The sequence below is a fragment of the Pantoea sp. Ft-CA_14 genome (assembly GCF_024520875.1).
Lineage (GTDB): Bacteria > Pseudomonadota > Gammaproteobacteria > Enterobacterales > Enterobacteriaceae > Pantoea > Pantoea agglomerans.
On record NZ_JALNPM010000005.1, the window covers coordinates 241,543 to 259,158 of the forward strand.

Consider the following 17,616-nt stretch of genomic DNA (forward strand, 5'->3'; position numbering starts at 1 on the left):
GGATTAACGTTAATGGTTAATTTTTCAGTTATTGCGCTCTGCCTGGCGCTGTCACTGAATATGTTTGTTACCGGCCTGCCGCAAAAAATATTCTATCTGGTCTCTTATCTCTCTATCGCGTCCGTGCTGTATGGCCTGGTGCGCAGGCGGGTGGAGTTTAAAGAGAACGGTTTTTATATCGCCCTGTTTGCTGTGGTGATTATCTTTGCCCTGATTCGGCTGTTCTGGGCGATTCACGTGAAGGGGATCGAAACCGCGCCCTCAAGCGATGCCATCACTAATATGGGCAACTATCTGCTGGGGGCGAAGCGGCTGTTGATGGGTGCCTTTGTGCTGCTCAGTCTGGCTGTTTATGGGGATCGTGTCTCCCTGACTACGCTACGCGTCGGAAAAGGGCTCATCCTTATCGGCCTGCTGATTACGCTGGGCTTTGGTATCCACGAGCATCTCTACACTGAGAATATCCGCATCAAGCTCACCACCGAAGCCGCCTCCATGTCCTCCTACATGATTCTGTTTATCTACTGTGCCTGGCTGTGGCTAAGCCGCTATGAGACGCACGCTTACTGGAAGGTAGCCGATATCGCTGTGGTGGCAGTGACCTTTGCCTTGCTCTACCTGTGCGGCACCCGTGTGACCCTGATTGCGCTGATTGCCGTGGGGCTACTGTTCCTGGTGCAGACCTACCGGCTGTCGCTGCTGACCAACTGGCGGATTAGCGCTCTGCTGGTGGGCGTAATGGCGGTGCTGATTCTGATGACCAGCAACCGCTGGGTAGAGGGAGTGCAGGATATTGAGAACTTTGGTTCAAACAGTTCGACCTCGCTGGGCGCACGTGTCGCCATCTGGGGCGGGGCGGTCAACTTTATTGAGCACCATGGCGGTTTTGCGACGCCGGATGCGCGCACCACTGAGGCGCGTCAGTTCATCACTGCGCACTATCCTCTCAATGTTGAAGGCTTCACCAACGTTAAATACAACATGCACAACGAGTTCCTCGAGGTGACGTCATTGCAGGGCTGGCTGGGTACGGCGTCGCTGGCGCTGCTCTATCTGACTGTGCTGGCGGGCTGGATGAAGAAGTGTGATCTGCGCGGCGTGGCGCTGCCGATGGTGGCGCTATTTACCACCGGACTGACCGATTCGGTGCTGCCCTATAATCAGACCGCGACCATTTTCATTATGGCACTGGCGCTCTGCTGCATACGGCGGCCCCTGCCGGTAACGCGGGTAACCACAGCGTAGTGGGGCGTTGAACAAATAAAAACGGCGGGGTTTCCAGAGAAACCCCGCCGTTTTTTTTACCGCGTTTTTTACCGGGTAAAGTTAGTCGCGTGAACCGATGTCGCGCAGTTTTTTACCTGCCATCAGGTTACGTTCGATGTGTTCCAGCGAGACGTTTTTGGTCTCAGGGATCAGCATCACCGTCAGCAGAATGAAGAACAGGTTAAGCAGTGCGTAGACCCAGAAGGTGTTCGCATTGCCCAGCGTATTCAGCATCGTCAGGAAGGTCGCACCCACGATCATGTTCGCGATCCAGTTGGTGGTGGTGGAGACAGTGATACCGAAATCGCGGCCTTTCAGCGGCTGAATTTCGGAACAGAGTACCCAGATCAACGGACCGGCTGACATCGCAAAACCGATGATGAACATCAGCAGCATACCTACCGCAAAGTACTGTGCGCCCGGCGAGTGAATGCCGAAATGCAGCATCGTACCCAGAACGCCCATACCGGCTGCCATCACCATAAAGCCCAGAATCAGGGTAGGTTTACGACCCCAGCGATCCACCAGGCCAATGGCAATAAAGGTCGCCAGTACGTTAACCAGACCCACAATCACCGTGCCCCACATCTGCTGGGTGGTGTTGGTGAAGCCCGCGATTTCAAAGATTTTTGGCGCGTAATACATGATGACGTTCATGCCGGTAAACTGCTGCATCACCTGCAGCAGGATGCCGAGATAGACCGCACGACGGAAGTGGCTGCTGCTGGTGAACAGACCCCAGCCAGACTGTTTGATCTTCAGGCTTTCACGGATCTCTTCCAGCTCACGTTTTGCCTGCTCGCTGGTGTCACGCAGACGATCCAGTACGCGTTGTGCATCGCGGAAGTTGCCTCGCGCCGCCAGCCAGCGTGGGCTGTTTGGCAGGAAGAAAACGCCGACCAGCAGCAACAGTGCCGGAATAGTGATGATGCCCAGCATCCAGCGCCAGTTGCCGGTAAAGCTAAACGCCGTATCGGACAGGTAAGCGCCAAGAATACCGATGGTGATCATCAGCTGATAAAGCGAAATCATACTGCCGCGAATTTTTTCCGGAGCGATCTCAGAAAGATAAAGCGGGGCAGTATAAGAGGCGATACCGACTGCCAGGCCCAGCAGAACGCGGGCGCTGATCAGCATTTCCGGGTTTGGCGACATCGCCGACCAGAGTGAACCGATAACGAACAGAATCGCACCGGCCATCAGGCTTTTTTTACGGCCCAGGCGGGATGACATCCAGCCGCTGCCGATAGCACCGACCGCCGCACCAAACATCATGGAACTGACGATCCACTCCTGCTGATGAGGGGTGACGTTAAAGTCCTTTGCGATAAACGGCAGAGCACCGGCGATAACGCCGATATCCAGACCGAACAGCAGACCCGCAAGGGCCGCCAGAAAGCAGACAAATAAGGTCATCGCCTTATTTGAAGTTCTGCTTTTGTGTGTATTGCCAGGCATTTTAGCCTCCAGGTTTATCCATCATTGTTTTTATCAATGTTAAAAAACCTTTTGCGGGAAAAAAGTGAGCCTGATCACATCAGTGTAATCGCTTACACACGCTGAAACCCTGAAATTCAGCATATTTTTCCCGGAAAGATTAATTAACCAGTGAGGTATAGCACTCATTAAGTTTCTGACAATGCTCTATTTACTGGCTATCAGACGACGCTGAAAATAACGCATTTTCAGCAGAATAACTACGTGCGTTAATTCCTAAATATCGGATAAACAAAGCATTTCAATTTGTAATCGTTAACATTTAGTCGTCAGAAAAAGCGAAAAGAAGTGTAGCTGAGAACTGAAAATTTGCTGCAGAGAGAAGAAGATGTCGGGCAGATGCGTTTTTTTTGTCGTCACGCGCTCACCAGAAATTGCGCTGGCCTGTCGTTCAGAAGGGTAGCGGGAGCAAAATTGCTCCGGTTAGCAATGGGGCTGAAAAGGCAATAAAAAACCCTGCCGCAGTGGCAGGGTTTTTATCAGCAGCCGGTAACCTTACAGGCCAGCCGCTTCACGCAGCAGGGCAGCTTTGTCGGTTTTTTCCCATGGGAAATGTTCACGACCAAAGTGACCGTAAGCTGCGGTCTCTTTATAGATTGGGTGCAGCAGATCCAGCATCTGGATCAGACCATATGGACGCAGGTCGAAGAACTCGCGCACCAGCAGCGTCAGCTGTTCGGTAGAGATTTTCTCGGTGCCGAAGGTTTCCACCATGATAGAAGTGGGTTCAGCCACGCCGATAGCGTAGGAGACCTGGATTTCACAACGGTCAGCCAGACCGGCCGCTACGATGTTTTTCGCCACGTAACGCGCCGCATAGGCTGCAGAGCGGTCAACTTTAGATGGATCTTTACCCGAGAACGCACCGCCACCGTGACGCGCCATGCCGCCGTAGGTATCTACGATGATTTTACGACCGGTCAGACCGCAATCGCCCATCGGGCCGCCGATCACAAAGCGACCGGTTGGGTTGATGTGATATTTGGTCGAGGCGCTCAGCCACTCTGCAGGCAGAACCGGCTTGATGATCTCTTCCATCACTGCTTCCTGCAGATCTTTCTGGCTGATAGATTCAGCATGCTGGGTAGAGAGCACAACTGCATCGATGCCCACGATTTTGCCATCGTCATACTGGAAAGTGACCTGGCTCTTGGCATCCGGGCGCAGCCACGGCAGGGTGCCATTTTTACGCACTTCAGCCTGACGCTGTACCAGACGGTGCGCATAGGTCACCGGCGCAGGCATCAGCACGTCTGTTTCGTTAGTGGCATAGCCGAACATCAGGCCCTGGTCGCCCGCGCCCTGTTCCAGCGGATCGGTACGGTCAACGCCCTGATTGATATCCTGAGACTGTTTACCAATCGCGCTTAATACCGCGCAGGAGTTGGCGTCAAAGCCCATATCGGAATGGACATAGCCGATTTCACGTACGGTTTTACGGGTGATCTCTTCGATATCAACCCAGGCGCTGGTGGTGATTTCACCGCCAACCAGCACCATACCGGTTTTAACGTAGGTTTCGCAGGCCACGCGCGCTTTAGGATCCTGTTCAAGGATCGCATCCAGCACAGCATCGGAGATCTGGTCGGCGATTTTATCGGGATGTCCTTCTGATACAGACTCGGACGTAAAAAGGTGTTTAGCCATTCTGTTCTTTACCTTAAATATGGTTTGAGTACGACTGCATAGCGCCAGTGAGGTGGTCTGACCTGACGCCCCTTCAGGCAAAGCCGCGAGCAGTGAGGTTGTGTCAGCACAGCAGGCCAACACCGCCTGGATAGTAACCTGTTTAGATGGAAAACCATCTGGACGGCTATTTTAGGATAGAGGGTAAACCAATTACCAGCCCTTTTTCTGTTTCAGCCTTTAACCTGTCTCTGTTATCGGCATAATTTGCTGACGCTACACGCAATTCCCCGATAATATTTTTGCATTTTACGGCTGTAAACTGTATAAAACGCCGCTGCTTTGATAGCAGCAGCAAGGATGACGCCACTGTTTGCGTCGCGCCTGTCAGACTCTGGTCTGGCTTTCACCCAGGTTGTTTTCCATGTGCCCCTGGCATATGCGGAGGTGATACAAGTAATGAACCACGCTTTTTCTTCTTCCGGTTCTCTGCGCTGCGGCGCTGCGCTGGCTCTCTCCTGCCTCCCATCTGTTTCTCTTTCCTGCCGACGCGATGTCCGATGCGGTAATTTTACCGACACAGGCGCAGGCTAATCTTTATCTCTGCTCGATCGGTTTTGTCTCTTCTCTGCGCTCGCGCAGCGGAACGACGCAGGTTATCCATGGTCAATACAGATCAGTTAAATGTTCTCTGTTTAAACGGAGATGGCCCGGGTGTTTTACACTTAACTCTCATGCGTGAATCGCGCTGACGGCAACGTCAGGTGAACAGGACATTGCGTTTAATGTGGCAACAGGTTTTCAGATTAGCGGCCATAAAGCCGGTTAACAGTTTCATCTTTCAACGGAAAATTGAGGTTCGCGATGTCTGACGACATGAAGAATATCAAAGGTTCGTCAGCTGGCGAACAGGGTACACTCCGCTCCATGCAGGAGGTTGCAATGAACGATCAGGATGCGAGCAAAATGTTGCGTACGTACAACATCGCCTGGTGGGGCAACAACTATTACGACGTTAACGAACTGGGCCACATCAGTGTCTGTCCCGATCCGGATCGTCCTGATGTGCGCGTCGATTTAGCTCGTCTGGTCAAAGAGCGCGAAGCGCAGGGCCAGCGTCTGCCTGCTTTATTCTGCTTCCCGCAGATCCTGCAACACCGTCTGCGTTCCATTAACGCCGCCTTTAAACGTGCGCGTGAATCTTACGGTTACAAAGGCGACTACTTCCTGGTTTACCCGATTAAAGTTAACCAGCACAAACGCGTGATTGAGTCACTGATCCACTCCGGCGAACCGCTGGGACTGGAAGCGGGCTCAAAAGCCGAGCTGATGGCGGTGCTGGCGCACGCCGGTCAGACCCGTTCGGTGATCGTCTGTAACGGCTATAAAGATCGCGAATATATTCGTCTGGCGCTGATCGGCGAGAAGATGGGCCACAAGGTCTATCTGGTGCTGGAGAAGATGACCGAAGTGCGGCTGGTGCTGGAAGAAGCAGAGCGTCTGAATGTGGTGCCGCGTCTTGGTATCCGTGCGCGTCTGGCTTCGCAGGGCTCCGGTAAATGGCAGTCGAGCGGCGGCGAAAAGTCGAAGTTTGGCCTGTCAGCCACCCAGGTGCTGAAACTGGTTGAGATCATGCGTGAAGCGGGTCGCATCGACAGCCTGCAGCTGCTGCATTTCCATCTGGGCTCGCAGATGTCCAACATCCGCGATATCGCCACCGGCGTGCGTGAGTCGGCGCGCTTCTATGTCGAACTGGCCAAGCTGGGCGTCAACATCAAATGTTTCGACGTCGGCGGCGGTCTGGGCGTCGATTACGAAGGAACGCGCTCGCAGTCTGACTGCTCGGTCAACTACGGCCTGAATGAGTACGCCAACAACGTAATCTGGGCGATTGGTGCTGCCTGTGATGAGCACGGTCTGGAGCATCCGACCGTGATCACCGAGTCGGGCCGTGCGGTAACCGCGCACCACACGGTACTGGTCTCCAACATCATTGGGGTGGAGCGCAACGAGTTCAGCGAACCTGAAACGCCGGATGCGGATGCGCCGCGCCCGATCCTCAGCATGTGGGAAACCTGGCAGGAGATGCACGAGCCAAGTACCCGCCGCTCGCTTCGTGAATGGCTGCATGACAGCCAGATGGATCTGTTTGATATCCATACCGGCTACTCGTCAGGCACCTACGATCTCAAGCAGCGTTCATGGGCTGAGCAGCTCTATCTGAGCATCTGCCACTATATTCAGCAGCATCTCGATCCGAGCAACCGTGCACACCGTCCAATCATCGACGAACTGCAGGAGCGGATGGCGGATAAGATCTACGTTAACTTCTCGCTGTTCCAGTCAATGCCGGATGCGTGGGGTATCGATCAGCTGTTCCCGGTACTGCCGCTGGAAGGCCTGAACAAGAAGCCGGAGCGCCGTGCCGTGCTGCTCGACATCACCTGTGACTCCGATGGCACCATCGATCACTACGTGGATGGCGACGGTATCGCGACGACCATGCCGATGCCGGAATATGACCTTGATAACCCACCCATGCTGGGCTTCTTTATGGTGGGCGCTTATCAGGAAATTCTGGGCAACATGCATAACCTGTTTGGTGACACCGAAGCGGTGGATGTCTACGCACGCGAAAATGGCGATGTGGAAGTGCAGCTCTCCGATGAAGGCGACACCGTGGCGGACATGCTGCGTTACGTGCAGCTTGATCCCAACGAGCTGATGGCGCTGTTCCGCAATCAGGTTCAGGCATCCGATCTCGACGAAGAGCTGCGCGCGCAGTTCCTGGAAGAGTTCGAGAGCGGCCTCTACGGCTATACCTATTTAGAAGATGAATAATCGATCCTGGCGACCGGTAATCGCATATTGCAGTTGCCGTTAACTATGTCGATAATCTGACTCACTCAATCCCTTCCTCGTCGGGCCTAACGACGCGGAGGGGATTTTTTTCATCTCAACCTTAATGGTTTGCGGGCTGGCCCGACTTACGCACATAGAGAGAGCAATTATGTATAACACGCTTGGCAATCAGTACGACAACTCCCTGGTTTCTAACGCCTTTGGTTTCATGCGTTTTCCGCTGAATTTTCAGCCTTACGACAGCGACGCCGAGTGGGTTATCACCGGCGTGCCGTTTGATGCCGCGACCTCGGGTCGTCCGGGCAGCCGCCTGGGTCCGGGTGCGATTCGCCAGATCTCCACCAATCTGGCCTGGGAAGGCTGCCGCTGGCCGTGGGATTTCGACCTGCGTCAGCGTCTGAACGTCGTCGATTGCGGCGATCTGGTTTACGCCTTCGGTGATTCGCAGGATCTTTCCGACAAATTGCAGGCCCATGCTGAAAAACTGCTGGCCAATGGCAAGCGCATGATGACCTTTGGCGGCGACCACTACGTCACACTGCCGCTGCTGCGCGCCCATGCAAAACACTTTGGCAAGATGGCGCTGGTGCACTTTGATGCGCATACCGACACCTACTCCAACGGCCCGACCTTTGACCACGGCACCATGTTCTTTACCGCGCCGAAAGAGGGTCTGATCGATCCGCAGCACTCAGTGCAGATTGGTATCCGTACCGAATTCGACAAGAGCCTGGGCTTCAACGTGCTGGATGCGGCGCAGGTCAATGACCGCAGCGTTGACGATATCCTCGCCGAAGTGAAACGCACCGTCGGCGATCTGCCGGTCTATCTGACCTTCGATATCGACTGTCTGGATCCGGCGCATGCGCCTGGCACCGGCACGCCGGTGATTGGCGGGCTGACCACCGATAAAGCGACCAAGCTGATCCGTGGCCTGCAGGGCATGAACATTGTCGGCATGGATCTGGTGGAAGTCGCACCGGGTTACGATCATGCTGATCTGACGGCACTGGCAGCGGCTACGCTGGCGCTGGATATGCTGCATGTTCAGGCTGTAAACAAAGGCTGATGCCTGCTGCCTGTCGGCTTCAGTCCGGCAGGCGCTGAACGCGGCGTCCTGTCCATCGGGCAGACGCCGCTGCTGTGATCTTCCTCTCTTTGCCGGATCCGATCGATTCCCTTCTGACCCCGACGGGTAACCGTCAGGCGCGAACCCCTATCTGCAACTAAACTTACAGCGTAAAAATGGCGTAGTGGAGATAATCATGGGCTTTCTTGATGAACTGGCTGGCGCACTGGATGGCAACCAGAGTGAAGGGCATCCGCCGGGACAGTTACAGGCTGTCTGGCATTGGGTGCAGGAGCAGGGCGGTATTGAAGTGCTGCTGCAAAAATTCCAGCAGGGCGGGCTGGGTGAGGTGTTTGGTTCCTGGATCGGCACCGGCGATAACCATCCGGTTGGCCACAGTGAGATTCAGTCTGCTTTTGGTCAGGATGAACTGCAGTCACTGGCCGACAAACTCGGCACCGATGTGAAAGGGGCATCGGGTACGCTGGCCGCGCTATTGCCGCAGCTAATTGATAAAATGTCGCCGCAGGGACACATGGATGAACAGGCGCTGCATGACAATAAGCTGGATCTGGGCTCGATGGTGGATCAGATATTTAAGCGCTAGCGGACTTCGCACGGCTAAGCGCGCACGCCGGATGCATGCGCGCTCAGAGGCAGGATTACTTGCTGTCGGCAGCAATTCGCTCACGAATATGCGCTGCGCGCGCTTCAGAGGCGGGATGCGAGTCAAACATCGAACTCTGACGTCCCTGTTCCATCTTCGCCAGCTTTTCAAAGCTGGTGGCCAGGCCCATTGGATCGATATTGCGCTTCTTCATCAGGTCGTAGGAGTAGTCATCCGCCTGTGATTCCTGCGTCTGGGAGAACTGCGCATTCACCAGTTTTTCACCCATTTCACCCAGCTGCGACTGCGACAGTGAACCAATCACGCCGCCAACCGAGGCGGCTGCGGTGCGGGCCGCGGTTGTGGCATACGCCAGCTGCATCGCCTTGCGCGTATGACCTAACGCGACGTGGCCCATCTCATGACCCAGCACGCCTTCCACTTCATTGTCAGTCATCATATCCATCAGACCGCTGTAAACACGAATACAGCCATTTGCCATCGCCCAGGCGTTGACATCTTTGGTCTGATAAACCTTGTAGTTAGCCGGTACGCCGTTGATGTTATCGCCCAGCGCCGCGGCGATCTTGTTCAGACGCTGCTGATAATCACTGTTAGCAGGCGCAATCTGATTATCTTTGTCCATCTGCTCACAGGATTTATCGCTCAGCTGCTTTACCTGATCGTCGCTGAGGGTATAAGCCTGATACGCCTGCGCGCCCGACTGCATCAGCGCATTGTTGTCTAAACCCTGACAGCCACTGAGCAGCGTGGTCAGTCCAAGCGCTAACACCATTTTTTTGATTTTCATGCTGTATCCCATTCATAACAAGGTAAGAAAAACAAACACCTGAAACTCAGACAGGTGAATAAACGATTTGGTTATAGCGTGCCAGTCTGCACTTTGCTAGCAGATATGGCTGGAAAAGCCATACGAAGCGGCTGCATTTAGCGTTTTACAGCATGTACTTTTGCCCCGTTTCTCATGTACATTGATGGGCAACTTTTTCCTTGTTTTGCCCGGTAACTCATTAATAACAATAAGTTAAGGTGCGAAGCATTAATCCGACCTGGAGTAGAAAATGCCCTCTCGTAAAGAGCTTGCCAACGCCATTCGTGCGTTAAGTATGGATGCAGTACAGAAAGCGAAATCGGGACATCCGGGTGCCCCAATGGGCATGGCGGACATCGCTGAAGTACTCTGGCGCGGCTACCTGAACCACAACCCAACCAACCCGCTGTGGGCTGACCGCGACCGTTTCGTGCTCTCTAACGGTCACGGCTCAATGCTGATCTATAGCCTGTTGCACCTGACCGGCTACGATCTGCCCCTGAGCGAACTGGAAAACTTCCGTCAGCTGCACTCAAAAACTCCAGGTCACCCGGAATATGGCTACACCGTGGGCGTTGAAACCACTACCGGTCCGCTGGGGCAGGGCATCGCTAACGCAGTCGGTTTTGCCATTGCTGAGCGCACGCTGGCAGCACAGTTCAACCGTCCGGGTCATGACATCGTAGACCACAACACCTATGTCTTCATGGGTGATGGCTGCATGATGGAAGGTATCTCGCACGAAGTCTGCTCACTGGCCGGTACCCTGAAGCTGGGCAAACTGGTGGCGTTTTATGATGACAACGGTATCTCTATCGATGGTCACATTGATGGCTGGTTCACCGACGACACCGCTAAGCGCTTTGAAGCTTATGGCTGGCACGTGGTGCGCGGCGTCGATGGTCACGATGCGGATGCGATTGCGAAAGCGATCGAGGAAGCGAAAAGCGTCAGCGACAAGCCTTCCCTGCTGATGTGCAAAACCGTTATCGGTTTTGGTTCACCGAACAAAGCCGGTACCCATGATTCACACGGCGCACCGCTGGGTGATGATGAAGTGGCACTGACCCGCAAACAGCTGGGCTGGACCCACGCGCCGTTCGTAATTCCTTCTGATATCTACGCTGAGTGGGACGCGAAAGAAGCGGGCCAGGCGAAAGAGTCTGCATGGAATGAGAAATTCGCCGCTTACGCACAGGCTCATCCTGAACTGGCTGCCGAGTTTAAACGCCGCGTCAGCAACGAACTGCCAGCTAACTGGCAGGAAGAGTCGCAGAAGTTCGTTGAGCAGCTGCAGGCGAACCCGGCGAAGATCGCCAGCCGTAAAGCCTCACAGAATGCTATTGAAGCTTTCGGTAAAATTCTGCCGGAATACCTGGGCGGCTCAGCCGATCTGGCACCCAGCAACCTGACAATCTGGTCTGGCTCTAAGCCGATCAACGAAGATGCTGCGGGTAACTACATCCACTACGGCGTGCGTGAGTTCGGTATGACCGCAATCGCCAATGGCCTGGCGCTGCACGGCGGCTTCCTGCCTTACACCGCGACCTTCCTGATGTTTGTTGAATATGCGCGTAACGCAGCGCGTATGGCGGCACTGATGAAGATCCGTCAGATCATGGTCTACACCCACGACTCTATCGGTCTGGGCGAAGATGGCCCGACGCACCAGCCGGTTGAACAGATGGCGAGCCTGCGCACCACGCCAAACATGAGCCTGTGGCGTCCATGTGACCAGGTTGAATCTGCGGTGGCGTGGAAATATGCCATTGAGCGTAAAGATGGCCCGACTGCGCTGATCTTCTCTCGTCAGAACCTGGCGCAGCAGGAGCGTGACACGGCACAGCTGGCTAACGTAGCGCGCGGCGGTTACGTGCTGAAAGATTGCGATGGCACGCCTGAGCTGATCCTGATCGCCACCGGTTCCGAAGTTGAACTGGCTGTCGGTGCCTGGGACAAACTCACCAGCGAAGGCCGCAAAGTGCGCGTGGTCTCTATGCCATCAACGGATGCCTTCGACAAGCAGAGCGATGAGTACCGTGAATCCGTGCTGCCAAAAGCGGTCAGCGCACGCGTCGCAATCGAAGCGGGCATCGCTGATTACTGGTTCAAATACACCGGCCTGAACGGCGCTATCGTGGGCATGACCAGCTTCGGCGAATCTGCACCTGCCGATCAGCTGTTCGAACTGTTTGGCTTTACCGTCGACAACGTTGTCGCGAAAGCGAAAGCGCTGCTGGCGTAAAACCGGTCAGGCGGGCCTGTTCCCGCCCGGCTGTAAAAACAGAGGGACGAAATTTTCGTCCCTTTTACTTTTTTATTCCTGCAGTAATAACCGCCTTTTGCTTTAATTTGTGACGCAGATCCAAATTTAAGCAGTCAGATTGATCACAATCATTCCTGTTATTCCTTCCTTCTATTATTGTAGCTGAACCGTTTCAGTCGCCAGGCAAATCGCCCTGGTTTCGGACAATGCCGGGTAAGAATCTCCTGTACAAAATGCAGTGAAACGCTCAGGCTAACGGCACGTTTTTTTCAGTCTGACGTGGCAGGAGAGAAATGACGGTACGGGTAGCGATAAATGGTTTTGGCCGGATTGGACGCAACGTCCTGCGCGCGCTGTATGAAACGGGCCGACGTGCAGAGATCACCGTGGTCGCGATTAACGAGCTGGCAGAAGCCACCGGTATGGCGCATCTGCTGAAATACGATACCAGCCATGGCCGTTTTGCTTTCGATGTCCGCCAGGAGCGCGATGTAATGTGGGTGGGTGGCGATACCCTGCGCATTTTGCACCGTGCAGCCATTGCCGATCTGCCGTGGCGTGAACTCGACGTGGATGTGGTGCTGGACTGCACCGGCGTCTATGGCTCACGCGCTGATGGCGAAGCGCATCTTCAGGCTGGCGCCAAAAAAGTGCTGTTCTCTCATCCCGGCGGAAACGATCTCGACGCCACAGTGGTGTATGGCGTTAACCAGCAGTTACTCACCGCCAGTGACCGCATCGTCTCCAACGCTTCCTGTACCACTAACTGCATTATCCCGGTGATTAAACTGCTGGATGATGCGTTTGGTATCGAATCCGGCACCGTCACCACGATCCACTCGGCGATGCATGATCAGCAGGTGATCGACGCCTATCACAGCGATCTGCGCCGTACGCGTGCAGCCAGTCAGTCGATCATCCCGGTGGACACTCGCCTGGCGGCAGGCATTACCCGTATTTTTCCGAAATTCAACGATCGCTTCGAGGCGATAGCCGTTCGCGTTCCGACGATTAACGTGACGGCCATTGATCTCAGCGTTTCTGTGCATCAGGCGGTGACGGCGTGTGAAGTTAACACCCTGTTGCGAAGCGCGGCAGAAGGGACATTTCGTGGTATAGTTGACTATACGGAATTACCGTTAGTCTCAGTAGATTTTAACCATGATCCGCACAGTGCCATTGTGGACGGAACACAAACGCGGGTCAGCGGTCAACACCTTATCAAGACCCTGGTCTGGTGTGACAACGAATGGGGCTTTGCTAACCGAATGCTCGACACGACGTTAGCGATGGCCGCAAGCGGTTTCAGGTAAGACGCGGTATGCGTCTGGCAAAACTTATGAGAATCAACGAGAGGATTCACCATGTCTGTAATTAAGATGACCGATCTGGATCTGGCTGGTAAACGCGTTCTGATCCGTGCCGATCTGAACGTACCGGTTAAAGAAGGTAAAGTGACGTCTGATGCACGTATCCGTGCTTCTCTGCCAACCATTGAAGCGGCGTTGAAACAGGGCGCGAAAGTAATGGTTACCTCTCACCTGGGTCGTCCGACCGAAGGTGAATACAATGAAGAGTTCTCGCTGCTGCCGGTAGTTAACTACCTGAAAGACAAGCTTAGCGGCACCACCGTGACCCTGGCAAAAGATTACCTCGATGGCGTTGAAGTCGGCGCTGGCGAACTGGTTGTGCTGGAAAACGTTCGCTTTAACAAAGGCGAAAAGAAAGATGACGAAGCACTGTCTAAAAAATATGCTGCTCTGTGCGACGTCTTTGTGATGGACGCCTTTGGTACCGCGCACCGCGCACAGGCTTCTACCCACGGCGTCGGTAAATTTGCCCCTATCGCCTGTGCCGGCCCGCTGCTCTCTGCAGAACTGGAAGCGCTGGGTAAAGTCATGAGCAACCCGGAGCGTCCGCTGGTGGCTGTGGTAGGGGGTTCTAAAGTCTCTACCAAATTTGACGTGCTGCAATCTCTGGTCAAAATCGCGGACACCGTGATTGTGGGCGGCGGCATTGCCAACACCTTCGTCGCTATCGACAACAACGTCGGCAAATCTCTGTATGAGCCAGACTTTGTTGAAGCGGCTAAAGGCCTGCGCGATCAGCACGGTATTCCGGTTCCAACTGACTCACGTGTCGGCACAGAATTCTCTGAAACTGCGACCGCTACCGTGAAAAAGGTTTCGGAAGTTGCGGATAACGAAGAGATTATGGACTTTGGTGATGAAACCGCACAGGCGATGGCTGCCATCCTGAAGGATGCCAAAACCATCCTGTGGAATGGCCCGGTGGGCGTGTTTGAGTTCCCTAATTTCCGTAAAGGCACCGAGATCGTAGCTAACGCCATTGCAGACAGCGATGCCTTCTCTGTTGCAGGCGGCGGCGATACCTTAGCGGCTATCGACCTGTTCGGCATCGAAGACAAAATTTCCTACATCTCTACCGGCGGCGGCGCGTTCCTTGAGTTCGTGGAAGGCAAAAAACTGCCTGCAGTTGCCATGCTGGAAGAGCGTGCGAAGCAGTAATCCTTTGGGGGCGATGCCTGGCGGCATCGCCTGAAGTCTTGCCCGTCTGGGCGTTTAAATCGACGTTCCTCAAGGGGAACAACGGTCACGAAACAGGACACAATCATGTCTAAAATTTTTGATTTCGTAAAACCCGGCGTTGTCACTGGTGATGACGTACAGAAGATCTTCAAAGTTGCGAAAGAGAACAAATTCGCACTGCCAGCCGTAAACTGCGTCGGCACTGACTCCATCAATGCGGCACTGGAAGCAGCGGCGAAAGTTAAAGCGCCAATCATCATCCAGTTCTCTAACGGCGGTGCTGCATTTATCGCGGGTAAAGGCTTCAAAACTGACAAACCACAGGGCGCGGCAATTTTCGGCGCTATCGCGGGTGCGCACCATGTTCACCTGATGGCTGAGCAGTATGGCGTGCCGGTTATCCTGCACACTGACCACTGTGCCAAGAAACTGCTGCCATGGATCGACGGTCTGCTGGACGCAGGTGAAGAGTACTTCCAGAAAAACGGTAAGCCACTCTTCTCTTCTCACATGATCGACCTGTCAGAAGAGTCACTGGAAGAGAACATCGAGATCAGCAGCAAATATCTGGCGCGCATGGCGAAACTCGACATGACGCTGGAAATCGAACTGGGCTGCACCGGTGGTGAAGAAGATGGCGTTGATAACAGCCACATGGACGCATCTGCACTGTACACCCAGCCAGAAGATGTGAACTACGCGTACGAAAAACTGAATGCTATCAGCCCGCGCTTCACCATTGCGGCATCATTCGGTAACGTACACGGCGTTTACAAGCCAGGTAACGTGAAACTGACCCCAACCATTCTGCGCGATTCGCAGAAATATGTGTGTGAAAAACATGGCCTGCCGCACAACGCGCTGGACTTCGTTTTCCACGGCGGTTCAGGTTCTTCTGCTGCAGAAATCGAAGAGTCTATCAGCTACGGCGTGATCAAGATGAACATCGATACCGATACCCAATGGGCAACCTGGGACGGCATCCTGCAGTACTACAAAAAGAACGAAGGCTATCTGCAGTCGCAGCTGGGTAACCCGGAAGGCGCTGACAAGCCAAACAAAAAATACTACGACCCACGCGTCTGGCTGCGTTCAGCCCAGGCCTCTATGGTAGTGCGTCTGGAGCAGGCTTTCAAAGAGCTTAACGCTGTCGACGTGCTGTAACTGACGAGTCGTTACCGTACAAAAAAGGCCCGAAAGGGCCTTTTTTTATGCACAATTTCTGGAAAAACAGGGTTAAACGCCGGTCGGTTTGGCGCTTAAGGAGATAATTGATTACCCTTGATGGCAGGGTGTCGGATGTCATCTGGCAGTTTTTTCATTCCCGGTGGGAATCTAACAACAGGGCTTATTAATGGAAGAGTTACACGTCGTCGACGGCTTAAACAACGCAGGTAACTGGCTGGTTCGCAATCAGGCGCTGATCATCAGCTATGCCGTAAATATCGTTGCAGCTATTGCCATCATTATTATCGGGATGATTATCGCCCGTATCATTTCTAATGCCGTAAATCGCCTGCTGCGCGCCCGTCACATAGACGCTACCGTGGCGGACTTCCTCTCCGCATTGGTGCGCTATGGGGTCATCGCCTTCACCGTTATCGCAGCGCTGGGACGCATCGGTGTGCAGACCGCCTCGGTGATTGCCGTGCTGGGTGCTGCGGGTCTGGCCGTGGGTCTGGCGCTGCAGGGGTCACTCTCTAACCTTGCTGCAGGCGTTCTGCTGGTCACCTTCCGTCCGTTTCGCACCGGCGAGTTCGTCGATCTGGGCGGCGTTATGGGAACCGTGCTGCATGTGCAGATTTTCTCCACCACGCTGAGAACGGCAGACGGCAAAATCGTGGTGGTGCCAAACGGCAAGATCATCAGCGGGAACATCGTCAACTTCTCGCGTGAACCGGTTCGCCGTAATGAATTTATCATTGGCGTGGCTTACGAGGCGGATGTGGATGAAGTGATCGCCTTACTGCAACAGGTCGTAGAAGCGGATAGCCGCGTGCTGAAAGATAAAGGTATCCAGATCGGTCTTAACGAACTGGCAGCCTCCTCTATGAACTTTGTGGTGCGTTGCTGGAGCAACAGCGGCGACCTGCAGGACGTTTACTGGGATCTGCTGAAGAACTTTAAGCGTGCGCTGGATGGAAAAGGGATTGGTATTCCTTATCCGCAGATGGATGTGCATCTGCATCAGAAGCCGGCGCCTGAAGCAGAAGCAACCCAGGTTCAGCCACAGTAATCTTTAAGTGGGCGGCGTCTGTCGCCCATTCATTTTGCTAATCGCAGATTAATTCTTTCAATTTCCGCTAATCATCCTCTCTCTTTATACTTCTCCTCCTCTAACGATGTGAGGAAATAATCCTGTGTTATCTCTCTATTTTCAGGGGCTTGCCCTGGGCGCCGCGCTGATTCTGCCGCTAGGACCGCAGAACGCTTTTGTGATGAATCAGGGCGTGAAGCGTCAGTATCATCTGATGACGGCGGCCCTCTGCTCGCTGAGTGATATTCTGCTGATTTGCGGTGGGATCTTTGGCGGCAGTGCCTTGCTGAGCCAGTCTCCACTGCTGCTGATGGTGATCACCTGGGCGGGCGTAGCCTTTCTGTTGTGGTATGGCTGGGGCGCACTGCGTAGCGCTTTTCGCGGCGACGCCGATCTGGCGGACGGTGAGCCATTAAAGCAGAGCAGGGGACGCATTATCGCGACGCTGCTGGCAGTGACCTGGCTCAATCCGCACGTCTATCTCGATACCTTTGTGGTGCTGGGCAGTCTTGGCGGTCAGTTGCCGACCACCACCGCGCGTCAGTGGTTTGCGCTGGGCACCATCAGTGCGTCGATCCTGTGGTTCTTTGGTCTGGCGCTGCTGGCCGCCTGGCTGTCACCACGCCTGCGCACCGCCAAAGCCCAGCGCATCATTAACCTGCTGGTAGGCGCGGTGATGTGGTTTATTGCCCTGCAACTGGCGCGCCAGGGCATTGCCGGATTTTGATCCCAACGTCGATCCGGTGCGGTTATTGCCGCGCGGAGGCCGAACTTTTGCCATAATG

The 17,616-nt window shown here is 54.4% G+C and carries 13 protein-coding genes; 10 read left to right on the forward strand and 3 right to left on the reverse strand.

The window, feature by feature from the left end; all coding sequences use genetic code 11:
* Positions 1–12: 12 nt before the first annotated feature.
* The gene (locus NR195_RS10560) at positions 13–1,245 is read left to right on the forward strand and encodes an O-antigen ligase (protein WP_256844500.1); all 1,233 of its coding nucleotides are present in this window, start codon (positions 13–15) and stop codon (positions 1,243–1,245) included.
* An 81-nt stretch (positions 1,246–1,326) separates the two neighbouring features.
* Here NR195_RS10560 and NR195_RS10565 read toward each other — a convergent pair whose 3' ends face one another.
* Positions 1,327–2,724 carry a sugar porter family MFS transporter gene (locus NR195_RS10565; protein ID WP_010248855.1) on the reverse strand — a complete coding sequence of 466 codons (1,398 nt, stop codon included), beginning with the start codon at positions 2,722–2,724 and terminating at the stop codon, positions 1,327–1,329.
* Between the two features lie 534 nt (positions 2,725–3,258).
* Positions 3,259–4,410, reverse strand: a complete 1,152-nt coding sequence (metK, locus tag NR195_RS10570; protein ID WP_010248851.1) for a methionine adenosyltransferase — start codon at positions 4,408–4,410, stop codon at positions 3,259–3,261.
* An 843-nt stretch (positions 4,411–5,253) separates the two neighbouring features.
* Between metK and speA the strand changes: the two genes are divergently transcribed.
* From speA to NR195_RS10585, 3 genes are all read left to right on the forward strand, one after another.
* Positions 5,254–7,230, forward strand: coding sequence for a biosynthetic arginine decarboxylase (speA, locus tag NR195_RS10575; RefSeq protein ID WP_010248849.1), 1,977 nt, complete (start codon positions 5,254–5,256; stop codon positions 7,228–7,230).
* A 169-nt stretch (positions 7,231–7,399) separates the two neighbouring features.
* Positions 7,400–8,320: an agmatinase gene (gene speB, locus NR195_RS10580; RefSeq protein WP_010248847.1), complete on the forward strand. Its 921-nt coding sequence runs from the start codon at positions 7,400–7,402 to the stop codon at positions 8,318–8,320.
* A gap of 196 nt (positions 8,321–8,516) precedes the next feature.
* Entirely contained in the window at positions 8,517–8,927 is a 411-nt protein-coding gene (locus NR195_RS10585) for a YidB family protein (RefSeq protein WP_010248845.1), read from the forward strand.
* Between the two features lie 55 nt (positions 8,928–8,982).
* On the opposite strand, the gene NR195_RS10590 is transcribed toward NR195_RS10585, so the two are convergent.
* Positions 8,983–9,738, reverse strand: a complete 756-nt coding sequence (locus tag NR195_RS10590; protein ID WP_031592558.1) for a M48 family metallopeptidase — start codon at positions 9,736–9,738, stop codon at positions 8,983–8,985.
* Positions 9,739–10,009: 271 nt separating this feature from the next.
* Between NR195_RS10590 and tkt the strand changes: the two genes are divergently transcribed.
* From tkt to argO, 6 genes are all read left to right on the forward strand, one after another.
* A complete protein-coding gene (gene tkt, locus NR195_RS10595) occupies positions 10,010–12,004 on the forward strand; it encodes a transketolase (protein ID WP_031592557.1) in 1,995 nt (664 codons plus the stop codon).
* Positions 12,005–12,318: 314 nt separating this feature from the next.
* Positions 12,319–13,338 (forward strand): erythrose-4-phosphate dehydrogenase, encoded by a 1,020-nt coding sequence (gene epd / locus NR195_RS10600; protein WP_010248839.1) that lies wholly within the window; start codon positions 12,319–12,321, stop codon positions 13,336–13,338.
* A 51-nt stretch (positions 13,339–13,389) separates the two neighbouring features.
* Positions 13,390–14,553, forward strand: coding sequence for a phosphoglycerate kinase (pgk, locus tag NR195_RS10605; protein ID WP_010248837.1), 1,164 nt, complete (start codon positions 13,390–13,392; stop codon positions 14,551–14,553).
* 105 nt (positions 14,554–14,658) lie between these two features.
* A complete protein-coding gene (gene fbaA / locus NR195_RS10610) occupies positions 14,659–15,738 on the forward strand; it encodes a class II fructose-bisphosphate aldolase (RefSeq protein ID WP_010248835.1) in 1,080 nt (359 codons plus the stop codon).
* A gap of 190 nt (positions 15,739–15,928) precedes the next feature.
* A complete protein-coding gene (mscS, locus tag NR195_RS10615) occupies positions 15,929–16,810 on the forward strand; it encodes a small-conductance mechanosensitive channel MscS (RefSeq protein ID WP_010248833.1) in 882 nt (293 codons plus the stop codon).
* Positions 16,811–16,934: 124 nt separating this feature from the next.
* On the forward strand, positions 16,935–17,558 hold the full coding sequence (gene argO, locus NR195_RS10620; RefSeq protein ID WP_010671062.1) for an arginine exporter ArgO: 624 nt from the start codon (positions 16,935–16,937) through the stop codon (positions 17,556–17,558).
* The last annotated feature ends 58 nt before the right edge of the window (positions 17,559–17,616 follow it).